Source organism: Rothia sp. SD9660Na, from assembly GCF_030064065.1.
Lineage (GTDB): Bacteria > Actinomycetota > Actinomycetes > Actinomycetales > Micrococcaceae > Rothia.
In genome coordinates, this window is sequence record NZ_CP125946.1 from 1116508 (window position 1) to 1131746 (window position 15239).

Below are 15239 nucleotides of genomic sequence, written 5' to 3' on the forward strand. Positions count from 1 at the left end.
TTTCAGGTGGTGATGAGCTGGTTGGCGAGGTCGCCGATATGGGAGGGGATGAAGCCGGTCCACTCTTCGATGGGGTGGCCGTCCTCCGGGGCGAGGGGGAAGTTGAGCTGGATGTAGGGGACAGAGCTGCGCCCTTCGCTCTTGAGGGTCTCAACGAGCTCTTCGTTGCCCGGGTCATCGAGGTAGTAGAGCTTGAACTCAACGCCCTCAACAGCTGAGACAAGCTGCCCGGCACTGTTCTCGGCAATAAGCCCGACCTCCTGTAGCTTTCGTTTAGTGAGGTTGCAGGGCATACAGCCGGTTCGCTTGGCGTACAGGGTGATGGTCTTGATAGGCATCATGGCTTCCTTTCGATTGCGTTGAGCGTGGGCAAGAACTTCGTCGAGGTTGAGCCCCGGCGGGGCATTCGACCAGGCACTGGTCCTATAGGGCCTGTCGTTTGCGGCCGTGAAGAACGCGGTCACGTATTCCTGCCCTGTGGGACCCAGCGGCTGCGCCGGGTTCAGGGCGGTGGCACCCGCAACGAAGAGGACGCCAGCGAGCGCTGCCAGGAGCATGATGAAGGCGAAGCTTTCAGCGATCAGATGCAGCTGTGATGTCAGCACGGCTTGCTCCTCTTACGAAGGTTTGGAAGGCGAGGTTGAGGGTGTTCATGATGTCGTCGATGGGCGCTGTCTGGTAGGTGCCGTGGAGCTCTATGCCGGTGGCGGTGAGGGTGATGGCGGCGCCTTCGTGGGTGCTGTGGGCAGCTGCGATAGCGGTTTCGAGTTGTTCGCGGGTTTCTTCGGTGCGGCGGCGGGCTCGGCGGAGGTTTCCTTGGAGTTCGGTGATTTTGGCTAGGAGCTTGCTGTTCTTGTTTCGCTCGGCTTCAAGCTCTTCTGTGAGGACGTCGGTGAGCCTGTTGTTTTCGGCTTCGACTTTGAGGGCTCGGGTTTCGGCTTCGGCGGTTTCGGCTCTTTCGGTCATTTTGATGAGGGCCTGGTTGAGGCCTTCGTTGATGCCGGTGAGGGTGTCGTAGCTTTCGGTGAGTCCCTGTAGTTCGTTTGTTTTTTGTTCGAACTCGGTTTCAGCTGCGGTGAGGGCATCGGAGAGCTTGTCGTTGAGGGCGGTGAGCTCAGCGATTCGTGCGTCGCGGGCTCGGTGCATGGCATCTACCCGGGCTGGGATCTTGTAGGTAGGTCGCTTGGCGGTGGCAGGTCCACCTGCTGCTTGTTTCCTTGTGGTGGCTCCGTAGACGTAGTCAGGCATTAGAAGTTGACCTCATCGTTGATGTACATCTTGTCGAAGGTGGGCTGGTAGTAGTTCAGCGCGGCCTTTTCTGCAGGGGTGGTCGTCCAGTCGAAGAGCTGTTCGGCGGTAGTGAAGGCTCTTAGGGCTTCCCCGTGGTCGACTGTGGCGGGGTTGAAGGCTCGCAACTCGAAGATATGGCGGGCTGAGACGCTACCGTCGTTGGTGACCCCCAGCTTGGCGGCTACGAGTGCGGCGAAGAGCTTGTCGAAGCTCTGGGTGCAGGCTTTGTCGAAGAAGTCCTGGCGCATCTGGGTGATGGTTGAGCCCTCGACGTCGAATCCCAGTAGGCGGACGTAGGAGCCCATATCTGTGGCGTCGCCAGTCATTGCCAGGGCTAGCCCGTATGAGGCGCCGTTCTTGTTGAGGGTCTTGGGGTGCTCGAGGTGGTGCAAGATGTGCTCGGTGAAGCTCTTACGGGCAGCGGCAAGGTTCTTGATCAGGCCAGCTTCGATTCGCTCAGATTCGAGCTGTTCGGGGCTTTTGGCCGGGGTGGTGGGCTCTTGGCCGGTCGCTGCGTTTGCCTTGGTGCGCCAGATGTAGGTGGCGCCCGGGCGGGCGATGACGGCTACCTCAGCAGGGGTTACACCCTTGGGTAGGAGCTGATCCAGCTGGCTTTTAGTGTTCTGGGCAACAGCTTTGGGCGTTTTAGGCAGCTCCCCGGAGAGGGAAGCTAAGGAGACGGTGAATCCGGCTTCGTTAGCCGCGGCGCCGTCTTCGAAGATGGTGACGCCAAAGCTCTTGAGGCTGGCGATGGCGATATCGGTGTAGGTCTCGTCTTCTACCTGTTGCTGGGCTTGCTTGTAGTAGTAGTCGAAGTTGTAGCCGGTTGATTCTTCTTCGAGCTTCTCGGCCAGCTCGGGGTGGTCAGCGAACTCAGCAATCTTGAGGACGCGGTCGAGGGTGACTTGCCCGGCGTCAAGCTTTTCTTTCACAGTGGCTGAGGCTCCGCTTGCTTTTTTGTACCGCTTGACGGTTGAGATGTGCTTGCCGATGCCTTTTGAGACTTGCTGGGCGGTGTTGCCCATGTCGAAGAGAGCGCGGACGCCGGCGATTTCCTCGGAGGGTTTGAGGTCGGTGCGCTGCAGGTTCTCGATGAGCATGATTTCCATCTGCTCGGAGTCGCTGAGGTCAGCTGGAGCGATGTTGGCTAGGACAGTATCGAAGCCGGCGGCACGGGCGGCTGCGATGCGGCGGTGGCCGATGAGGATTTGGTAGTCGCCTTCGATGGCGGGGTGGGGCATGACCAGCACGGTTTGGGTGATGCCCTTGGCGCGAATTGCTTCGGTTAGCTCGCTCAGGTCGCCAAGGTCTTGGCGGGGGTTCTGTGGGTGAGCGCGTAGAGCGCTGACGGGTAGACGGGAGGTTGTGCAGCGGGCGAGGAAGTCGTTGGCGGGGGTTGTCATGGTGTGCGTTCTTTCGACGGGCTTAGGGTGGATGGAAACTTCGTGGGAAATTTTTGTGCAGTTTTTTCGGGGGTTCTGGCATGGGCTAGGGGGTTGCGCCTGCTTTTGTGTCCGCGGTTTCCTGCCAGAGCTGCATCAGCCATACTGCGCCGTAGACGGCGAGGGCGCAGCCGGTGAGGGGCTGGGCGTTGAAGGGCCCGCCAGCGGTGATGTGCTCGATGAGTAGCAGCAGGCCCAGGGTGAGCAGGGCGGTGGCTAGAAGAGGCCGGCGGTGGGTGGTTCGCATTCTGAGCTCCTGTGAAGAATGATTTTTTCGGTGGTGTAGGTGGCGATGTGTACGGGGCCGTCGGCGGTGAGTAGACGTACCTTGCGGCTGGTTTCGTCGACGTCGATGGGGTCTGGGCCGGTGCCCAGGGCTTCGCGTAGGGCGGCTTTGAGAGCGTGGTCGCGGACTTCGCGGGTGCGGTCGTCGGCTTTGTATTCGCGGTAGCTGAAGGTGGTGGAGATGATGGGTTTGGGTGCGAAGGGGCGGACGTCGCGGATTCCTAGTCGTTCTGCCCGGATCAGCTTGGTTTTACGAGTCATGAGGGTTCTTCTGTGGTTTTAGAGGGTGAACGGTGGTCATATGCTCATTGGCTAGTAACTCGAGTTCTTCTTCGTCTGCCATGAGCCCTAGTTCGCTGGTGGAGACCCGCGAGATATGCCAGTCGCAGAGCTGGCAGGCGTACTCGGTGATGTACTTGCGCTTCACGCGACGCTCCTGAGCTTGGGGGTTGGGTCGAAGGTTAAGGATTCGACGAGTTGGTTGATTTGGCTTGCGCGGAGCCGGTAGACGGGGCGGGTGCCTCCGGGGTTTAGATCGACGTAGGCGATATCGCCGGCGGCAATTTTGGCACGTAAGTAGTTGGCGGAGTCGTAGCCGAGGAGCTCGGCTGCGTCTTCGAGCTTGTAGAGACGGTCGACCAGGACGACGTCGTCGCGGGGTTCAATCTGGGGGAGTGGGTGTGGCATGGCGGTTTCCTTTCGGGGGCGGACGTCGTCGTCCGCCCCTTTTGCGTGGTGGCTTGTGGTGTTACTTGCCGTTGGTCTGGATGTCGATGTCGGGGATGACCGACTTGGGGTTCATGATTACCTTGCGGTGGTAGACGCTGACGTTCTTGGAGTCGAGCTGCTCAACCAGGTAGTAGGAGTTGTCAGAGAGCCCGAAGTAGTCTTTGGTGATTCCGCCGTCGGTGTCTTTGCAGGTGACTTGCAGCTGGTTCTTGTCGTCCTTGTTGATGGAGCAGAAGCCTTCGACGACGAAGGTGGTGTCGTTGGTGATGCCGTTGATGAAGGTGACTCGGCGGTTGATTTCGAAGTTGTCTGCTGCGGTTGAGACGTTTTCGGAGGCGCGGTTTGCCTGGGAGGTGCAGCCGGTGAGGATTGCGGTGAGCAGCAGGGCTGCACTGAGGGCTTTGAGGGTGGTGGTTTTCTTGGCTATGGAGGTTCTCCTTATTTGGGCTTACGATTCGAGGTGATAACGGCAAATGCCAGGAAGATAATGGCGATGGACTGGAAAGTGTCGATGAGGTCTGTTAACTGCATTGGTTTTTTCCGATAATTGGTTGTATGGATGTTTTAGAAATTGTTTTGACCATGTTGAGCATGGCTGGTGCGGTATTTGCTTGGTATCAGGCCAATGGCTCGAAGAAAGCTCGTGCTGAGGCGGCTGATGCTGTGTCTCGTGCTGAGGTTCAGGCCAAGAGTGCTTTTGCTCAGGCTTATGAGGCGCGTAAGCAGGCTGAGGCGACTCAACGGTTGGCTGATTCTTTGCAAGAGCAGGTGGCCGCTGCTGAGAAGTCTGTTGCTGAGGCCCAGCGGGCTAACAAGATTGCTAAGAAGCGGTTGAAGCTTCTGGAGAAGCAAGTTGATCAAGCCAATGAGAGCAATCATGTTGTTCTTGAGTTTGATGAGTCTGAGGATGAGCCTGGCTTAGTGGTAATCCAGAATGTTGGTTCGGGTTTCGCTCATGATTTTGAGGGCATTGTTCTTTATGGTGATGAGCATGTTGAGGTTTCAGCGTCATTGTTGCCACCTGGTGGGTCTTGTAGCGTTTTGGTGCCGGGGCTAAAGGCTGATACTGAGGAGTATCAGGTTGAGCTTGAGAGGTATGAGCTTGCTCTTGCAGAGAGTCGGGGGCCTGCCCCTAAGCGAAAGGCTGGGGGTGGGCTATTTGACTATGAGATAGCTATGCCTCGTCCTTTGGTGCCTCCTATGCAGCCTTTGCCTTCGATGGTGCCTTTGCGTTTGGAGGCTTCGTGGCGGTCTCCTGCTGGTCGGCCGCAGGAATATAGGTCTTCATAGGTTCTTGTTCCTTTCGGGGTTTGCCCCTTCTGCCTGTGTGGGTGGGAGGGGCTTTTGTGTGGGGCGGACGCCGCCGGACGGGTCTTCCGCGCGGGGCGGGTTAACGAGATACTTGGGTTGGGCTACAAGGGTTGTAGCTGGCTAGTATTTGGAGGTTTATTGTGCGAATCGGTTTCATTAGGGATAACTCCCCGGCCCGTAACGTCTTGCTGGAGGCCCCGGCTGAGGTAGTGGCTTTTGTTCAGCACTACACGAGGCTCAATGACAGACGGAGGGATTGGGTTCCTTTGGTGGTTGTCCACCTTGATGATTCGGAGTCGAACGCCGGTAGGGCGGTTGTCTTGTACGGGGTAGATATTTATGAATTTGATGTGCCTGACGGCTATGACCCTGCTGGTTTTGATGAGCTGGTGAGGGTCTTTGATCTGACCTTTTTAGAAGACCGGTACTTTATTTTTGACCATTACTGGAATCCTTTGCCGACTCGGGAAGAGGATTAGGAGTCCTGGGGGTCTTGCCCTCTGCATGGTCTTGTGACCGTTCCCGGTTGCAGGGCAGGCATGAGACCACCATGTCTTCGGGTGTTTTTGCTCCCTGACCAACATTGACGTGGGAGTAGGTGGCGGCGGCGCTGGATTTGCGGTCAGTCCAGGTGACGGTGGCCCCGCAGTAGCGGCAGGTATCTCCGTCTCGTTCTCGGACCGCTAGGGTGAGCTGGCGGTTCCTGGTGTCTTTTTGCCGGGTCTGGTCCCAGTCCCGTTCTGGGCGGGTGATGAGTCGTCGCTTGAGCAGTGCTGTTTCTTCAACGATTTCTTCCCAGTATTCGTTGAGGTACTCTTCCTTGTAGATTGCTTCACTGACGAGACAGGACAGTTTTTCCATGTCGGCTTTTAGCCCGATGAGGGCTACACGGCGGTCTTGTGCAGTGGCTTTTCGTGAGGTGGGCCAGGGCATGGATGGTTTTCCTTTCGGGTGGCGGGGCGGACGCCGGCGGGAGGGTCTTCCGCGCCGGACGGATTAACGAGATACTTAGGGTGAGCTACAAGGGCTGTAGCTCGTGAAACTAGGAGGGTTTATGGCTACTAAGACAGCCAAAATGAAGTTTTTTCTTCCGAGCGAATCATTCGAGTTCGAAACCGACATTAACTTCGTGAGGGCATATGAAGAGCTTGTCCTTTCTGCAAACAGCGCTTCGTTTCTTTCGGCTTCGAAGGCCGTTCAGTTGGTCTTTCCCGATAAGCGCCTGACGCTGAGGTTAGATACACCCTTTACGAGTGAGAGGGTTGGGGAAGAGGGCCTTGATGAAAGGACTATTGGCTCATACTTCGAGCTCTTGAAGGTGACAGTTTTCTACAATTCCCAGATCATTCTTGATGAAGCTGGTAACTTTATCGAGCCCTCTGAAGATATTTTGAAGGCCGCTAAAGAATGGTCAGAGGATACTTCCTCAGAAGATGATTAAATTCGCTTGGGACGCTCATGGCTGTTCCGAAGTTGTTCGACTACTCGCTGATGAGGCGAGGCGATTTCTTCAAGAAGCTCGATGATTCGGTCTAGGCGTTTGAGGATTTCCCGGTTGCTGTTGTTGGTGGCCGGGTTTTTCTTTGGCTTGGGCCAGGGCATGGGGTTCTCCTTTCGGGGGGCGGACGGTGGTGGTCGGCGAGCGCGAGATAATCCCAAATATGGGATTTATGGGTAAAAAATTAGGCTGCGTCAGCAACGGCTTGTTTCACCTGGAAGAAGTCTCTGATGTCAACATCGAGGATTTGGGCGAGCTGTCCAAGCTCCAGGAGGGTAAAAGTAGTCTTGTTGTTGAGCTTGCTAGACATGGCTTGCTTAGAGATGCCCAGCTTTAGGGCAGCCTGGCTCTGGGTCATATCCTTGCGAGCTAGTTCTGCTCTTACGTTTGAGGCAGTGGTTTCGGTTACCAGCATGGCAATCTCCTTTCGTTGCCTCTACTGTAATCCCATATATGGGAATGAGTCAAGTAATGCGGGACTTTGTTTAATTCTTGGTTTACTATTTCAGTATGAATCAAAACTTTCCAACCGACTTCAGTAGGGCAGTCAATGCAGAAATCCGCAGCTGGATGGGACGGCGCGGACTCAATCAGAAGCAACTGGCTGAGAGTGCAGGAATTTCCAAGTCGAAAATAAGTCGAATTCTAGGAACTGCTGAGCAGTCCATGGATACTGACGAGCTGGACGTTATTTGCCAGGTGCTTGAAGTTTCTCCGGCACAAGTGGTTGATGATGCTGTGCGTGCCGTCCTGGCCCAGCAAGAACAAGCCGAAACCCAGCGTCCGTCCGGTCGCTACAACTCCGACGGCGAATGGGTCCCCACCACCCGCGACGGCTACACCCTAGCCGCCTACGAAACAGACGAGGAGAAGGGCGTTGATTACATCGACGACTAAAGACCCCTACACCCTCGCCGAAGAACTCGGCGTCCCCATCGTCTACCGCAAACTCGCCGGCGGACTCCACGCCTACTGGGACGGTGCGAGAATCATCGTCGATACCCGCCTATCCCAAACACAAGAGCGCTGCGCCATCGCCCACGACCTCATGCACGTCATAGCAGGGGACGAACCCTACCTACACGTGCTCAGCTCACCGACCATCGAAGCCAAGCGAGACCTTCAAGCAGCCGAACTGCTCATCGATCTGGCAGCCTTCCGCCAAGCAGCCACCATGTACCCCGACGACGGCGCCAAAGTAGCCCGCGAGCTAGGCATCACCAACAGGCTCCTCAACGCCTGGGTACGAGCACACGGAGTCGAACTCATCGAACTAGACGAGGTGGCCTAGGGGACTGGAGAGCGATGGGGAAGCCCGCCACCGGGAAAGGTGGCGGGCTTCTTTTGCGTGTAACGTGCCACATGCGTTTAGCGTATAGTTAATTGACGCCACCTCCACCACATCGGCCCCTGTTGTCCCGTCACCTATCTATCCCAGGCAGAAAGAACACCCTCCCATGTCTCTTCACGTATCCCGCCGCGCCGCCATCATGACCCCGCTTATAGCAACCACCCTTGGGAATACAGTAGCGCCCGCACAGGCCAGCAATCTCGACTACTCTAAACCACCGACCTCAGAAACTATCATCGGACATATCCCAGCTACTCTCGACCTCGACTACGGCGCAGGCGCAGTCTGGTCCTCAGCCGTCAAAGCACCTATCTGTTTTACATACTCGGAAGGTATAGCCGCCCGTTTCTCAGCAGCAAACCTGCTCACCGGTGAACAAATCGCCGCCTTTGAACCCTTCCACCAGGACTATGATCGCCCTGAAGCATTTATCACCTATCCCAACCGCCAAACCGTAACAATAGGCACCAGCGGCCTTGTCATCCACTTCAACTCCAATACTCTCAAGGCAATAACCTACAAACGCGATACACGCCCCGGCAGAGAATCCGTCTACGGGCAGCTTTCAAACATCGCGATAGGTTCTTCCACCTGGCCCGCAGGCCTTGATAAATCCTACATAGGAGATTCAGACGGGCGCTTATGCCGCTTTATCCTCCCACCTAACTCGTCAAACCCCAACACCAATATCTGGATTTCATACGGCCAGCCCTTTGGAGCCGAATCTGACATTCTTTCAACCGCCTTCCACCAAGGCTTCCTCTATGTAGGAGTACGCGGTGAGAACGCAGGCCTGTACCGAATCAACGAATCTGCACTCGATGAGGCAGCTAATACAGACCGCCCACTGGAGTTAAACGATTTTGAGAACCTAACCCCGGACGCCGCACAGAGCACAGTTGCCCCCAGCGATTACCAGCCTTTTCAGCTTTTAATCACTGATAGCGCTCAGGGGCCTTTGCTAGTAGCTCGTATTAACGGTACTGTTGCCGTGCGTATTCGCGTTGATACAATCGGGCTTTCTACTAAGCCCAAAATACTAGGAACAGCGTTTGAGCTAAACCAAATTGCTACGGCTGACCGGCACTCAATTATTACCCGTAAAAAACATGGTTCTACATGGTATCTTGTTCGTCTGGACATGAACGCCCGTAACCCGCATGATTCTCTGGTTTACGTCGGTAACGCCGGGCCAGGTACTCTAGTCCGCCAGACACCTCTACTCACTATCGATGGCAAGACTTGCGCTATAACTACCTTCCAAGATGGGGTAGTAGTATCCTCACTGGGACCGGGGTCTATTTCCTTCGAGGACGCTTCTGTAGAAGAACCTTTTCAGAGGATAACAACTCCAACTCTTGTTCCTGCTACCCGCACCCAGCTTTACCACATCATTCATGTTCCTGCCGTGGGCAATAACCCTCAGATGCTAGCCTTCGCACCCAAATGGATACAAGACCAACGTATCGGCCTCATCGATAACCCGCATGCTGTATCTGCTAGCTCAAACAATACCCGTATTCGGCTTCAGTCTTCTCCAGGACGCCCTGGCTACGAATCATCGCAGATTGAATCATTTGGCCACCGCCCAGACGGGCTTATCACAACGGGCACTTACTCCGGTGGCGGCGCGCAACTTATCAATGCTTATACATACTCTGATGATTCGCAGACTTCTGACAAGCCTCTGGCCAAAGACAACGGAGACCCCAAAGCAGCACGGCTAGTATGCCAAACCTATCTGTCCGACGGCAACACACTATATGGAGCTACCGGCAAGTTCAACGAAGGCGCAGCAGGGCTGGCGATTTTCAAGGCGCAGGATACCGCTACTACTCCCACTATGACGGCTTACCCAGACACTGCGGTTATCCCTCAGCAGAACATTACTGCTGTTTGTAGCTTACCCAGCTCCAAGGGAGATACCGTCCTTGCTGGTGGCAATACCCGCTTGGAGAACTCCGCAACATCCGCAGCGCGTGATGTTGAACAGGACGCCGTGATTGCGGTTCTGCCTTATAACAAGGATACTCAGATGCTAGGGGCAGTAACTAAGACAGTGAAGCTGCCAGCTGGCGTGAAAGCTGTCTGGGATATCTTGAGACATTCCTCTGGTCGTATCTTTGTGTTAGCGCAGTACGGGCACCACGTAACCGTTACAAACTCTTCTAGTGCCCAGGTTACTGACGCAAACGTGATTCTCGAGCTAGACGCCCAAACTTTTGAAGTCATCCCTACTGGCAACAAGGGCCAGGGAACCTTTGTTTACACCACTTCACGTACCGCTTTCGCAGGGTATGGGGCCCTTAAAGAAACCCCCACAGGTCAATTGCTTGTACGAACCAATGTGTTTATTCATTGCATAGACCTTGCTGCGCGCGGCGTGAAGGGCCTAACGAAACTGCCGATGACTTGTACTAGCTTCGATATAGGTGCTGCGGGTGAAATTTACACAGCGAATTATGACGGGTATGTACGCCGATTTGTGTATGCATAAGGCAAGCCATAGTAGTTAGAAGCAAAGCCTCGATTTGTGCATGCAGGTCGGGGCTTTCTGCTGCCCTCTCAGGGGCTAAAAATCTACTACTCTACCTCGATACCGCCGGGAGTCCAGCGAAACGTGAGAGAGGCGGGCAGGTCGCCTGTGGCGTCTGGCTCGATTCTGGTCTCCAGCCAAGTGCGGTCAACGGCCGTAATTTCTGCCAGGCGGTCTAGGCCGTCACCAGACGGCTTGAAGGCCCCAGACTCCCACCGGCTAAGCGTATTGCGGGCCATAGGAATCATCTCAGCGAGCGCACCCAGAATTTATGCAGGTGCTTGATGAAGCTGCATGAGGGCTGATTGCCCTGCTTAAACCCGCCACCTGGGAAGGTGGCGGGCTTCTTTTGCGTGTAACGTGCCACAAGCGAGCGCGGTTAATCGTATCTTTTAACCATGACCGCACAGCCCTACACAGCAGAACAGATACTCGCAGCCTTCAGCAAAGGCCTCAAAGGCACCCGCATGAAAGCTATGGCGCAAGAGATTGCAGGATTGGCTAATGAGAACGCTGACCTCAAACAGCAACTAGCTCAGTTGCAGCATGTACCGACAGTCGATGAAATTGAGATGGTCAACGGCGAAGCGGCAAAGATTCTCACACAGGCTCGTGATGAAGCTGAGAACCTGCGTTCTGAAGCAAAACAAGAAGCTACCACAGTTCTAGACGATGCTCTTGCTAAAGCAGCTGAAACTACATCAGAAGCTGAAAAGATGCTCAGTGATGCTCATGCCAATGTTTTTACCGCAGCAAGCCGCGCATGGGAAGAAGGGCACGAGAACTGGCAGAAGGCGCATAGCTCTGCTGAGTTCATACCGTCACCCATCAGCACCGCTGCTCTTGAGCTGGTAGAGGTACTGCATGCCGTTGGTGATTTTAGCCCCGGTGAGCGCAGGCTAAAGTTGGCACCGGGTGGGTATGGAGCGACCCTGTCTGTTGGCAAGACAAAGGTTCGTGACTCTTTCGCGGAGGTCTTGGGAACGCCGGAGAAGGGCGAGACTATTACTGGCAAAGTTGAGGTACAGCTCTTTGCCGAGCGAGCACCCGAGTGGATTAGTGAAGGGCGAGAGAAATACATCTTCGCCTATGCCCAAGGGCACCTGCTGGGAGGGATTACAGCTACAACTTCGGCGTACCTGAGTCCCTTTTTCGAAGCGATGGAGGCGTTGGGTATATCTGTGTTTATTGATGCGGAGCTGACACTTACCGCCTCTGAGGCTAAGGGAGCGCTGCAACAGAAGTCTGCGGTTGACTTACCTGAAAAGTTTGTTGTTCGAGATACCATGCCCAAAATTAGACGGATCGCGAAGATTCTTAACAGCATCTATGTTCAGAACACCCTGATGACTCCAGAGAATGTGGAATGGTTCAAGAAATTTGGGCGCCTAAGCACCGAGATGCGTCAATCTATGAACCGGACTCGTGACTACGAGCGTGAGATGAGCGTGATGAGCTGGTACGCGAGGAAGTAGCGTCAGCACGAAGATGCGTGAAGAGCTGAGCAGCACCAGGGCCTGGCAGAGAGAGCAGGAGATAGCGGGTGGCTAGCCCCCCGATGGCCGAGAAGTAGCTACTAATACGGAACTCATCCCATTCAGAAGAAATTTAATCGTATCTTTTAACCATGACTCCGAAAAAATACGATGAATCTATTGATGATTTTCATAGAGCGGTTAACTTCTACCGTCTGTACAGAGTGCTGACTAATCCAATGGGGAAGCGGCGGAACGACCCGACTGCTCCAAAGAACTGGATGGAAGCGCTCAAAGAAATTATGGATCTTTCCATGGAAGAAAGAACTATCAATGGAATCGTCTATGAAGTCGAGGTTGATGAACGACGACGTGCAGCAACAATCGGCATGCATAAGCAACTTGACCCCTCCCTGATGAGCCAAATTAATCGGGGTGAGGAATCTGTTGCTGACTTTAAGCTTGAATCTCAGGGTAGTGGTGTTCTCCTGGCACATGCATCGGCCGTTGCTATTACAGAAATTCAGGGCACGTTAGTTGTTGCCATCGCAAGAGGCTCAAGCATCAGTGTTCCAAGACAACGAGCTGTCTCAATATTTTTCAATCATTTCTTTGCTACGGAGAAAGGAGTTAACTGGGCTCATAAAGGACTCATCGTACCGGCTGATATTGAACGGCTCAAACGTGCAAACCGGATAAAACAGTACACAGCAAAATTTATTGAGAGTCCCCATACCCTCAAGGGAGCTCTTGTCCAAGGGAAAGGCCCTCGGAAGGCTAGTCGTTTAATCGCGAAGCCACTTGGCGGGGAAGTCGAAATTTTATTGAATGTAAAGGACGTTAAGAATCAGCGAAATGTCCAAGAGGAGATGTTGGAACAAGTATTGACGACTAATGATGGTCTCTGGCATGGCAGTGTACAGAGAGCTACTGCTGTCATTGATAACGATGAAGTCGTCCTTGACCTCATCGACCATGATATGGCTTCGACTATCTACTTCTCACCGCCAGAACGAGCAACTTTAACCTTTTCAAGTCTTCTCAAAGCGGTCAAGCTAGAACTGTTAAGGTTGGAGGAAGAGGTTCAAAAGGCACTCAGCTACAGACCATCTTAAGAAACGAGAAAGTATGAAAGACAGAGCACTTGACTATTACTCTGTACGGGTATGGATAGACCTCCTATTGATGCTTGCTGTGTTGGTGCTGTCTGTCGTCTTTCCTTTGCCTGCCAACGTGACTCCAGATCAAGAAGGTGCCTTCTTTTCTTTTCTAACTGCAATTGTCTCTTTTACTTCGATTGTTGTTGCCGTCGCAGTATTTGCATGTTCGATGGTATATCAAAGCTCTGCAAACGGCCTGAAGCAAGTTCGACGCCTATACTCAGAGGAATTACGGAAAAACTGGAGCTCTGTCCTCGCCTGGTCGATTCTCGCAGGGGCTGCGTCAGTTGTAGGGGTGGGAGTAGCCGCGGCAGGAAATCATGCTATCGGTCTGATTCTGGCAATCAATGCAGGGGCCTGGGCGCTCATCAAGGGTGCTAGAGGACTAGTGTGGTTTGTGTCTGCGCTCTTTCTGATTGAAGAAGATGACGTGATGAGCAACTTTCCAGACGAAATATCTTTGAGAAGTCGAGATGAGGACTAGTCTTAGAATCTAATACAGAGACTCAAAAGTCCCGGTCCCCAAATTTGGGGACCGGGACTTTAAAGTATAGCTCTACTGCCCTAGAGCCCAGCGCATTGCTGGGATAAAACCTTTACGTTTGAGCATAATGCTGAAGGTGGGAGACTCCATCTCTTTACGACGACGCTCATTATCGGCTGCCATTTGAGCCCGCTGTTCCTTGATAAGGGCAGCGGCACGATCCTCGCTCAGTCGTGGCGCTTGGGGTAGACCAGAGAGTTGCTTCTGAGTATCAACAGTCATAGCGCTTTCCGTTCGCTTCGGTTGATGATGGTAGTTTGACTATACCGCCTCTCAGTCACCTGGTGAGCTCTCAGAAGCAGATTTTTCATGTAAAGGTTCTGGAAATTCTTCAAGAACCTGTAACTTTTCAAGTGTTTCTTGAACTTCAAGTACAAGGTTATGTTCTTGCTTTGAAAGATACCTAGGGCGATTTTGTGCGAAATGCTGAATAACAGACTGAGCAAAAGAAACTTCAAATTGATTGTCAGAGGATACTTTCTCGACAGCCCACTGAATATGCTGTCTGAAGTCACTACTGGCAGCTTCTTTGGCGCGAGATCTGTTCGTTGCAACCATAATTGACATCGTCCCAAGCGCTGCAATTAGGGCAGCCCAGCCACCAGTGTTCCTCAGTATTTCACCGATGACAGCCCACTGTTCGCCTGAGAGTGATTGGACGAAACCGTAGAGCGCTGAAGTTAGTTGCACAATCTTTACAATGACCCAAATAATGGCTGCAAAGGCTGCTAGAAGGAAGAGTACGGCAAAGATTTTTGCCCCGGTCGACGAATCTTTGGGTTGTTCGGCCATGTCTACTCCTCCGGGGATGCGATGACACGCAGGCCGTCCGGGGTCCATGTGACGGTGGAGCCGGCTGGAAGTAGGTCAGGAGTGCCTGCGGAGGGCTGCGTGGCGTCGTCCTGATGGAACCATGCAAGTGGGACACCGGTAGCCTCAGCGAGCGCTTCCAGTGCTTTAGGGCGAGGATTGAGCGATCCCTTTTCCCATCGCTGAATGGTTCCAGCTGCTACTCCAAGAATTTCTGCGAGTGCACCTTGAGTTAGCCCCGCATGTTCGCGGGCTTTGCGTAGGCGATCTTGAAAGGTCCAGGTGGGGGTGCTCATAGCCATAATTCTAGCCTTTCGTTTGTTTTCGAGCTATTCCCAACCTATATAAGCCTGTTTTCAATCGTTATAGTGTATGCTTGCAGTTAGAAACGTTTGTTTTACGACGTTTCTCGGGAAGTCATTCTTACCTTACGGTTCTTGAATCCCGACTCTCGGCCCTGCAACCCGAGAGTGAACACAAGCAACCGGCCGGATAGCCCGATGGAGCTGGGCAACTGAGATAGAGCCATTACCGGCATTGGCCCACAAAGGAATCAAACACAGGATAGCTACCAGTGCTTGATGCATACGACCAGACTGCCCTGAATCTCGCACACCGAGGAAACAGGGGGTCTATTTCTCGTATCAAGAAGAGGCTATCTTGCGTCAAAACCTCGGGACTCTTTGGGGGATGGGAATCAAGAAGCTTCCCGCGCAGCGCACGACCAGCCAATTGGGGCGAAGCCCCCGTAGGACCGGGCAGCACAAAACCCCGCCTTAAAAATGTCAGTCCCTTCAGCAATCCTTTA

23 protein-coding genes are annotated in these 15239 nt (G+C 53.9%); 8 read left to right on the top strand and 15 right to left on the bottom strand.

Annotated features, from left to right (window positions below):
- Nucleotides 1-2: 2 nt before the first annotated feature.
- The 8 genes from QM007_RS05420 to QM007_RS11130 all read right to left on the bottom strand — a co-directional run bounded on the left by QM007_RS05420 (nt 3) and on the right by QM007_RS11130 (nt 4188).
- A complete protein-coding gene (locus QM007_RS05420; protein WP_283490892.1) occupies nt 3-605 on the bottom strand; it encodes a thioredoxin domain-containing protein in 603 nt (200 codons plus the stop codon).
- Nucleotides 574-1248: a hypothetical protein gene (locus tag QM007_RS05425; RefSeq protein WP_283490893.1), complete on the bottom strand. Its 675-nt coding sequence runs from the start codon at nt 1246-1248 to the stop codon at nt 574-576. The genes QM007_RS05420 and QM007_RS05425 overlap by 32 nt, the downstream gene beginning before the upstream one ends.
- On the bottom strand, nt 1248-2693 hold the full coding sequence (locus QM007_RS05430; protein ID WP_283490894.1) for a ParB/RepB/Spo0J family partition protein: 1446 nt from the start codon (nt 2691-2693) through the stop codon (nt 1248-1250). Before QM007_RS05430 ends, QM007_RS05425 begins: the two co-directional genes overlap by 1 nt.
- A gap of 85 nt (nt 2694-2778) precedes the next feature.
- Nucleotides 2779-2979, bottom strand: a complete 201-nt coding sequence (locus QM007_RS05435; protein WP_283490895.1) for a hypothetical protein — start codon at nt 2977-2979, stop codon at nt 2779-2781.
- Entirely contained in the window at nt 2949-3278 is a 330-nt protein-coding gene (locus QM007_RS05440; protein WP_283490896.1) for a hypothetical protein, read from the bottom strand. The genes QM007_RS05435 and QM007_RS05440 overlap by 31 nt, the downstream gene beginning before the upstream one ends.
- On the bottom strand, nt 3268-3444 hold the full coding sequence (locus tag QM007_RS05445; RefSeq protein ID WP_283490897.1) for a hypothetical protein: 177 nt from the start codon (nt 3442-3444) through the stop codon (nt 3268-3270). Before QM007_RS05445 ends, QM007_RS05440 begins: the two co-directional genes overlap by 11 nt.
- Nucleotides 3441-3704, bottom strand: a complete 264-nt coding sequence (locus QM007_RS05450) for a hypothetical protein (protein ID WP_283490898.1) — start codon at nt 3702-3704, stop codon at nt 3441-3443. The genes QM007_RS05445 and QM007_RS05450 overlap by 4 nt, the downstream gene beginning before the upstream one ends.
- Nucleotides 3705-3765: 61 nt before the next feature.
- Nucleotides 3766-4188, bottom strand: coding sequence for a beta-sandwich lipoprotein (locus QM007_RS11130; protein WP_502949097.1), 423 nt, complete (start codon nt 4186-4188; stop codon nt 3766-3768).
- 113 nt (nt 4189-4301) lie between these two features.
- Between QM007_RS11130 and QM007_RS05460 the strand changes: the two genes are divergently transcribed.
- Nucleotides 4302-5036 carry a hypothetical protein gene (locus QM007_RS05460; RefSeq protein WP_283490900.1) on the top strand — a complete coding sequence of 245 codons (735 nt, stop codon included), beginning with the start codon at nt 4302-4304 and terminating at the stop codon, nt 5034-5036.
- A gap of 450 nt (nt 5037-5486) precedes the next feature.
- Here QM007_RS05460 and QM007_RS05465 read toward each other — a convergent pair whose 3' ends face one another.
- Nucleotides 5487-5990 carry an HNH endonuclease gene (locus QM007_RS05465; RefSeq protein ID WP_283490901.1) on the bottom strand — a complete coding sequence of 168 codons (504 nt, stop codon included), beginning with the start codon at nt 5988-5990 and terminating at the stop codon, nt 5487-5489.
- 121 nt (nt 5991-6111) lie between these two features.
- On the opposite strand from QM007_RS05465, the gene QM007_RS05470 reads away from it, so the two are divergent.
- Nucleotides 6112-6498: a hypothetical protein gene (locus QM007_RS05470; protein ID WP_283490902.1), complete on the top strand. Its 387-nt coding sequence runs from the start codon at nt 6112-6114 to the stop codon at nt 6496-6498.
- Here QM007_RS05470 and QM007_RS05475 read toward each other — a convergent pair.
- Both QM007_RS05475 and QM007_RS05480 read right to left on the bottom strand, forming a co-directional pair.
- On the bottom strand, nt 6495-6659 hold the full coding sequence (locus QM007_RS05475; RefSeq protein ID WP_283490903.1) for a hypothetical protein: 165 nt from the start codon (nt 6657-6659) through the stop codon (nt 6495-6497). The two genes, QM007_RS05470 and QM007_RS05475, sit on opposite strands and share 4 nt — an antisense overlap.
- A gap of 80 nt (nt 6660-6739) precedes the next feature.
- Entirely contained in the window at nt 6740-6970 is a 231-nt protein-coding gene (locus tag QM007_RS05480; protein WP_283490904.1) for a helix-turn-helix transcriptional regulator, read from the bottom strand.
- A gap of 95 nt (nt 6971-7065) precedes the next feature.
- Between QM007_RS05480 and QM007_RS05485 the strand changes: the two genes are divergently transcribed.
- The 3 genes from QM007_RS05485 (at nt 7066) to QM007_RS05495 (ending at nt 10403) form a co-directional block, all read left to right on the top strand.
- Nucleotides 7066-7452, top strand: a complete 387-nt coding sequence (locus QM007_RS05485; RefSeq protein ID WP_283490905.1) for a helix-turn-helix domain-containing protein — start codon at nt 7066-7068, stop codon at nt 7450-7452.
- Nucleotides 7433-7846: an ImmA/IrrE family metallo-endopeptidase gene (locus QM007_RS05490; RefSeq protein WP_283490906.1), complete on the top strand. Its 414-nt coding sequence runs from the start codon at nt 7433-7435 to the stop codon at nt 7844-7846. Before QM007_RS05485 ends, QM007_RS05490 begins: the two co-directional genes overlap by 20 nt.
- Nucleotides 7847-8012: 166 nt before the next feature.
- Nucleotides 8013-10403 carry a hypothetical protein gene (locus QM007_RS05495; RefSeq protein WP_283490907.1) on the top strand — a complete coding sequence of 797 codons (2391 nt, stop codon included), beginning with the start codon at nt 8013-8015 and terminating at the stop codon, nt 10401-10403.
- Between the two features lie 86 nt (nt 10404-10489).
- Here QM007_RS05495 and QM007_RS05500 read toward each other — a convergent pair whose 3' ends face one another.
- The gene (locus QM007_RS05500) at nt 10490-10690 is read right to left on the bottom strand and encodes a helix-turn-helix domain-containing protein (RefSeq protein ID WP_283490908.1); all 201 of its coding nucleotides are present in this window, start codon (nt 10688-10690) and stop codon (nt 10490-10492) included.
- Between the two features lie 150 nt (nt 10691-10840).
- Between QM007_RS05500 and QM007_RS05505 the strand changes: the two genes are divergently transcribed.
- From QM007_RS05505 to QM007_RS05515, 3 genes are all read left to right on the top strand, one after another.
- The gene (locus QM007_RS05505) at nt 10841-11917 is read left to right on the top strand and encodes a DivIVA domain-containing protein (protein WP_283490909.1); all 1077 of its coding nucleotides are present in this window, start codon (nt 10841-10843) and stop codon (nt 11915-11917) included.
- Nucleotides 11918-12069: 152 nt separating this feature from the next.
- On the top strand, nt 12070-13032 hold the full coding sequence (locus QM007_RS05510) for a hypothetical protein (RefSeq protein WP_283490910.1): 963 nt from the start codon (nt 12070-12072) through the stop codon (nt 13030-13032).
- 13 nt (nt 13033-13045) lie between these two features.
- Entirely contained in the window at nt 13046-13561 is a 516-nt protein-coding gene (locus QM007_RS05515; RefSeq protein ID WP_283490911.1) for a hypothetical protein, read from the top strand.
- A 72-nt stretch (nt 13562-13633) separates the two neighbouring features.
- Here the strand turns inward: QM007_RS05515 and QM007_RS05520 are convergent, their stop codons facing one another.
- The 3 genes from QM007_RS05520 to QM007_RS11135 are packed head-to-tail and all read right to left on the bottom strand — an operon-like array spanning nt 13634 to nt 14733.
- Entirely contained in the window at nt 13634-13843 is a 210-nt protein-coding gene (locus QM007_RS05520; RefSeq protein ID WP_083091133.1) for a hypothetical protein, read from the bottom strand.
- A gap of 51 nt (nt 13844-13894) precedes the next feature.
- Nucleotides 13895-14413 carry a hypothetical protein gene (locus tag QM007_RS05525; RefSeq protein ID WP_283490912.1) on the bottom strand — a complete coding sequence of 173 codons (519 nt, stop codon included), beginning with the start codon at nt 14411-14413 and terminating at the stop codon, nt 13895-13897.
- A gap of 2 nt (nt 14414-14415) precedes the next feature.
- On the bottom strand, nt 14416-14733 hold the full coding sequence (locus QM007_RS11135) for a helix-turn-helix domain-containing protein (RefSeq protein WP_502949083.1): 318 nt from the start codon (nt 14731-14733) through the stop codon (nt 14416-14418).
- Nucleotides 14734-15239 lie beyond the last annotated feature (506 nt).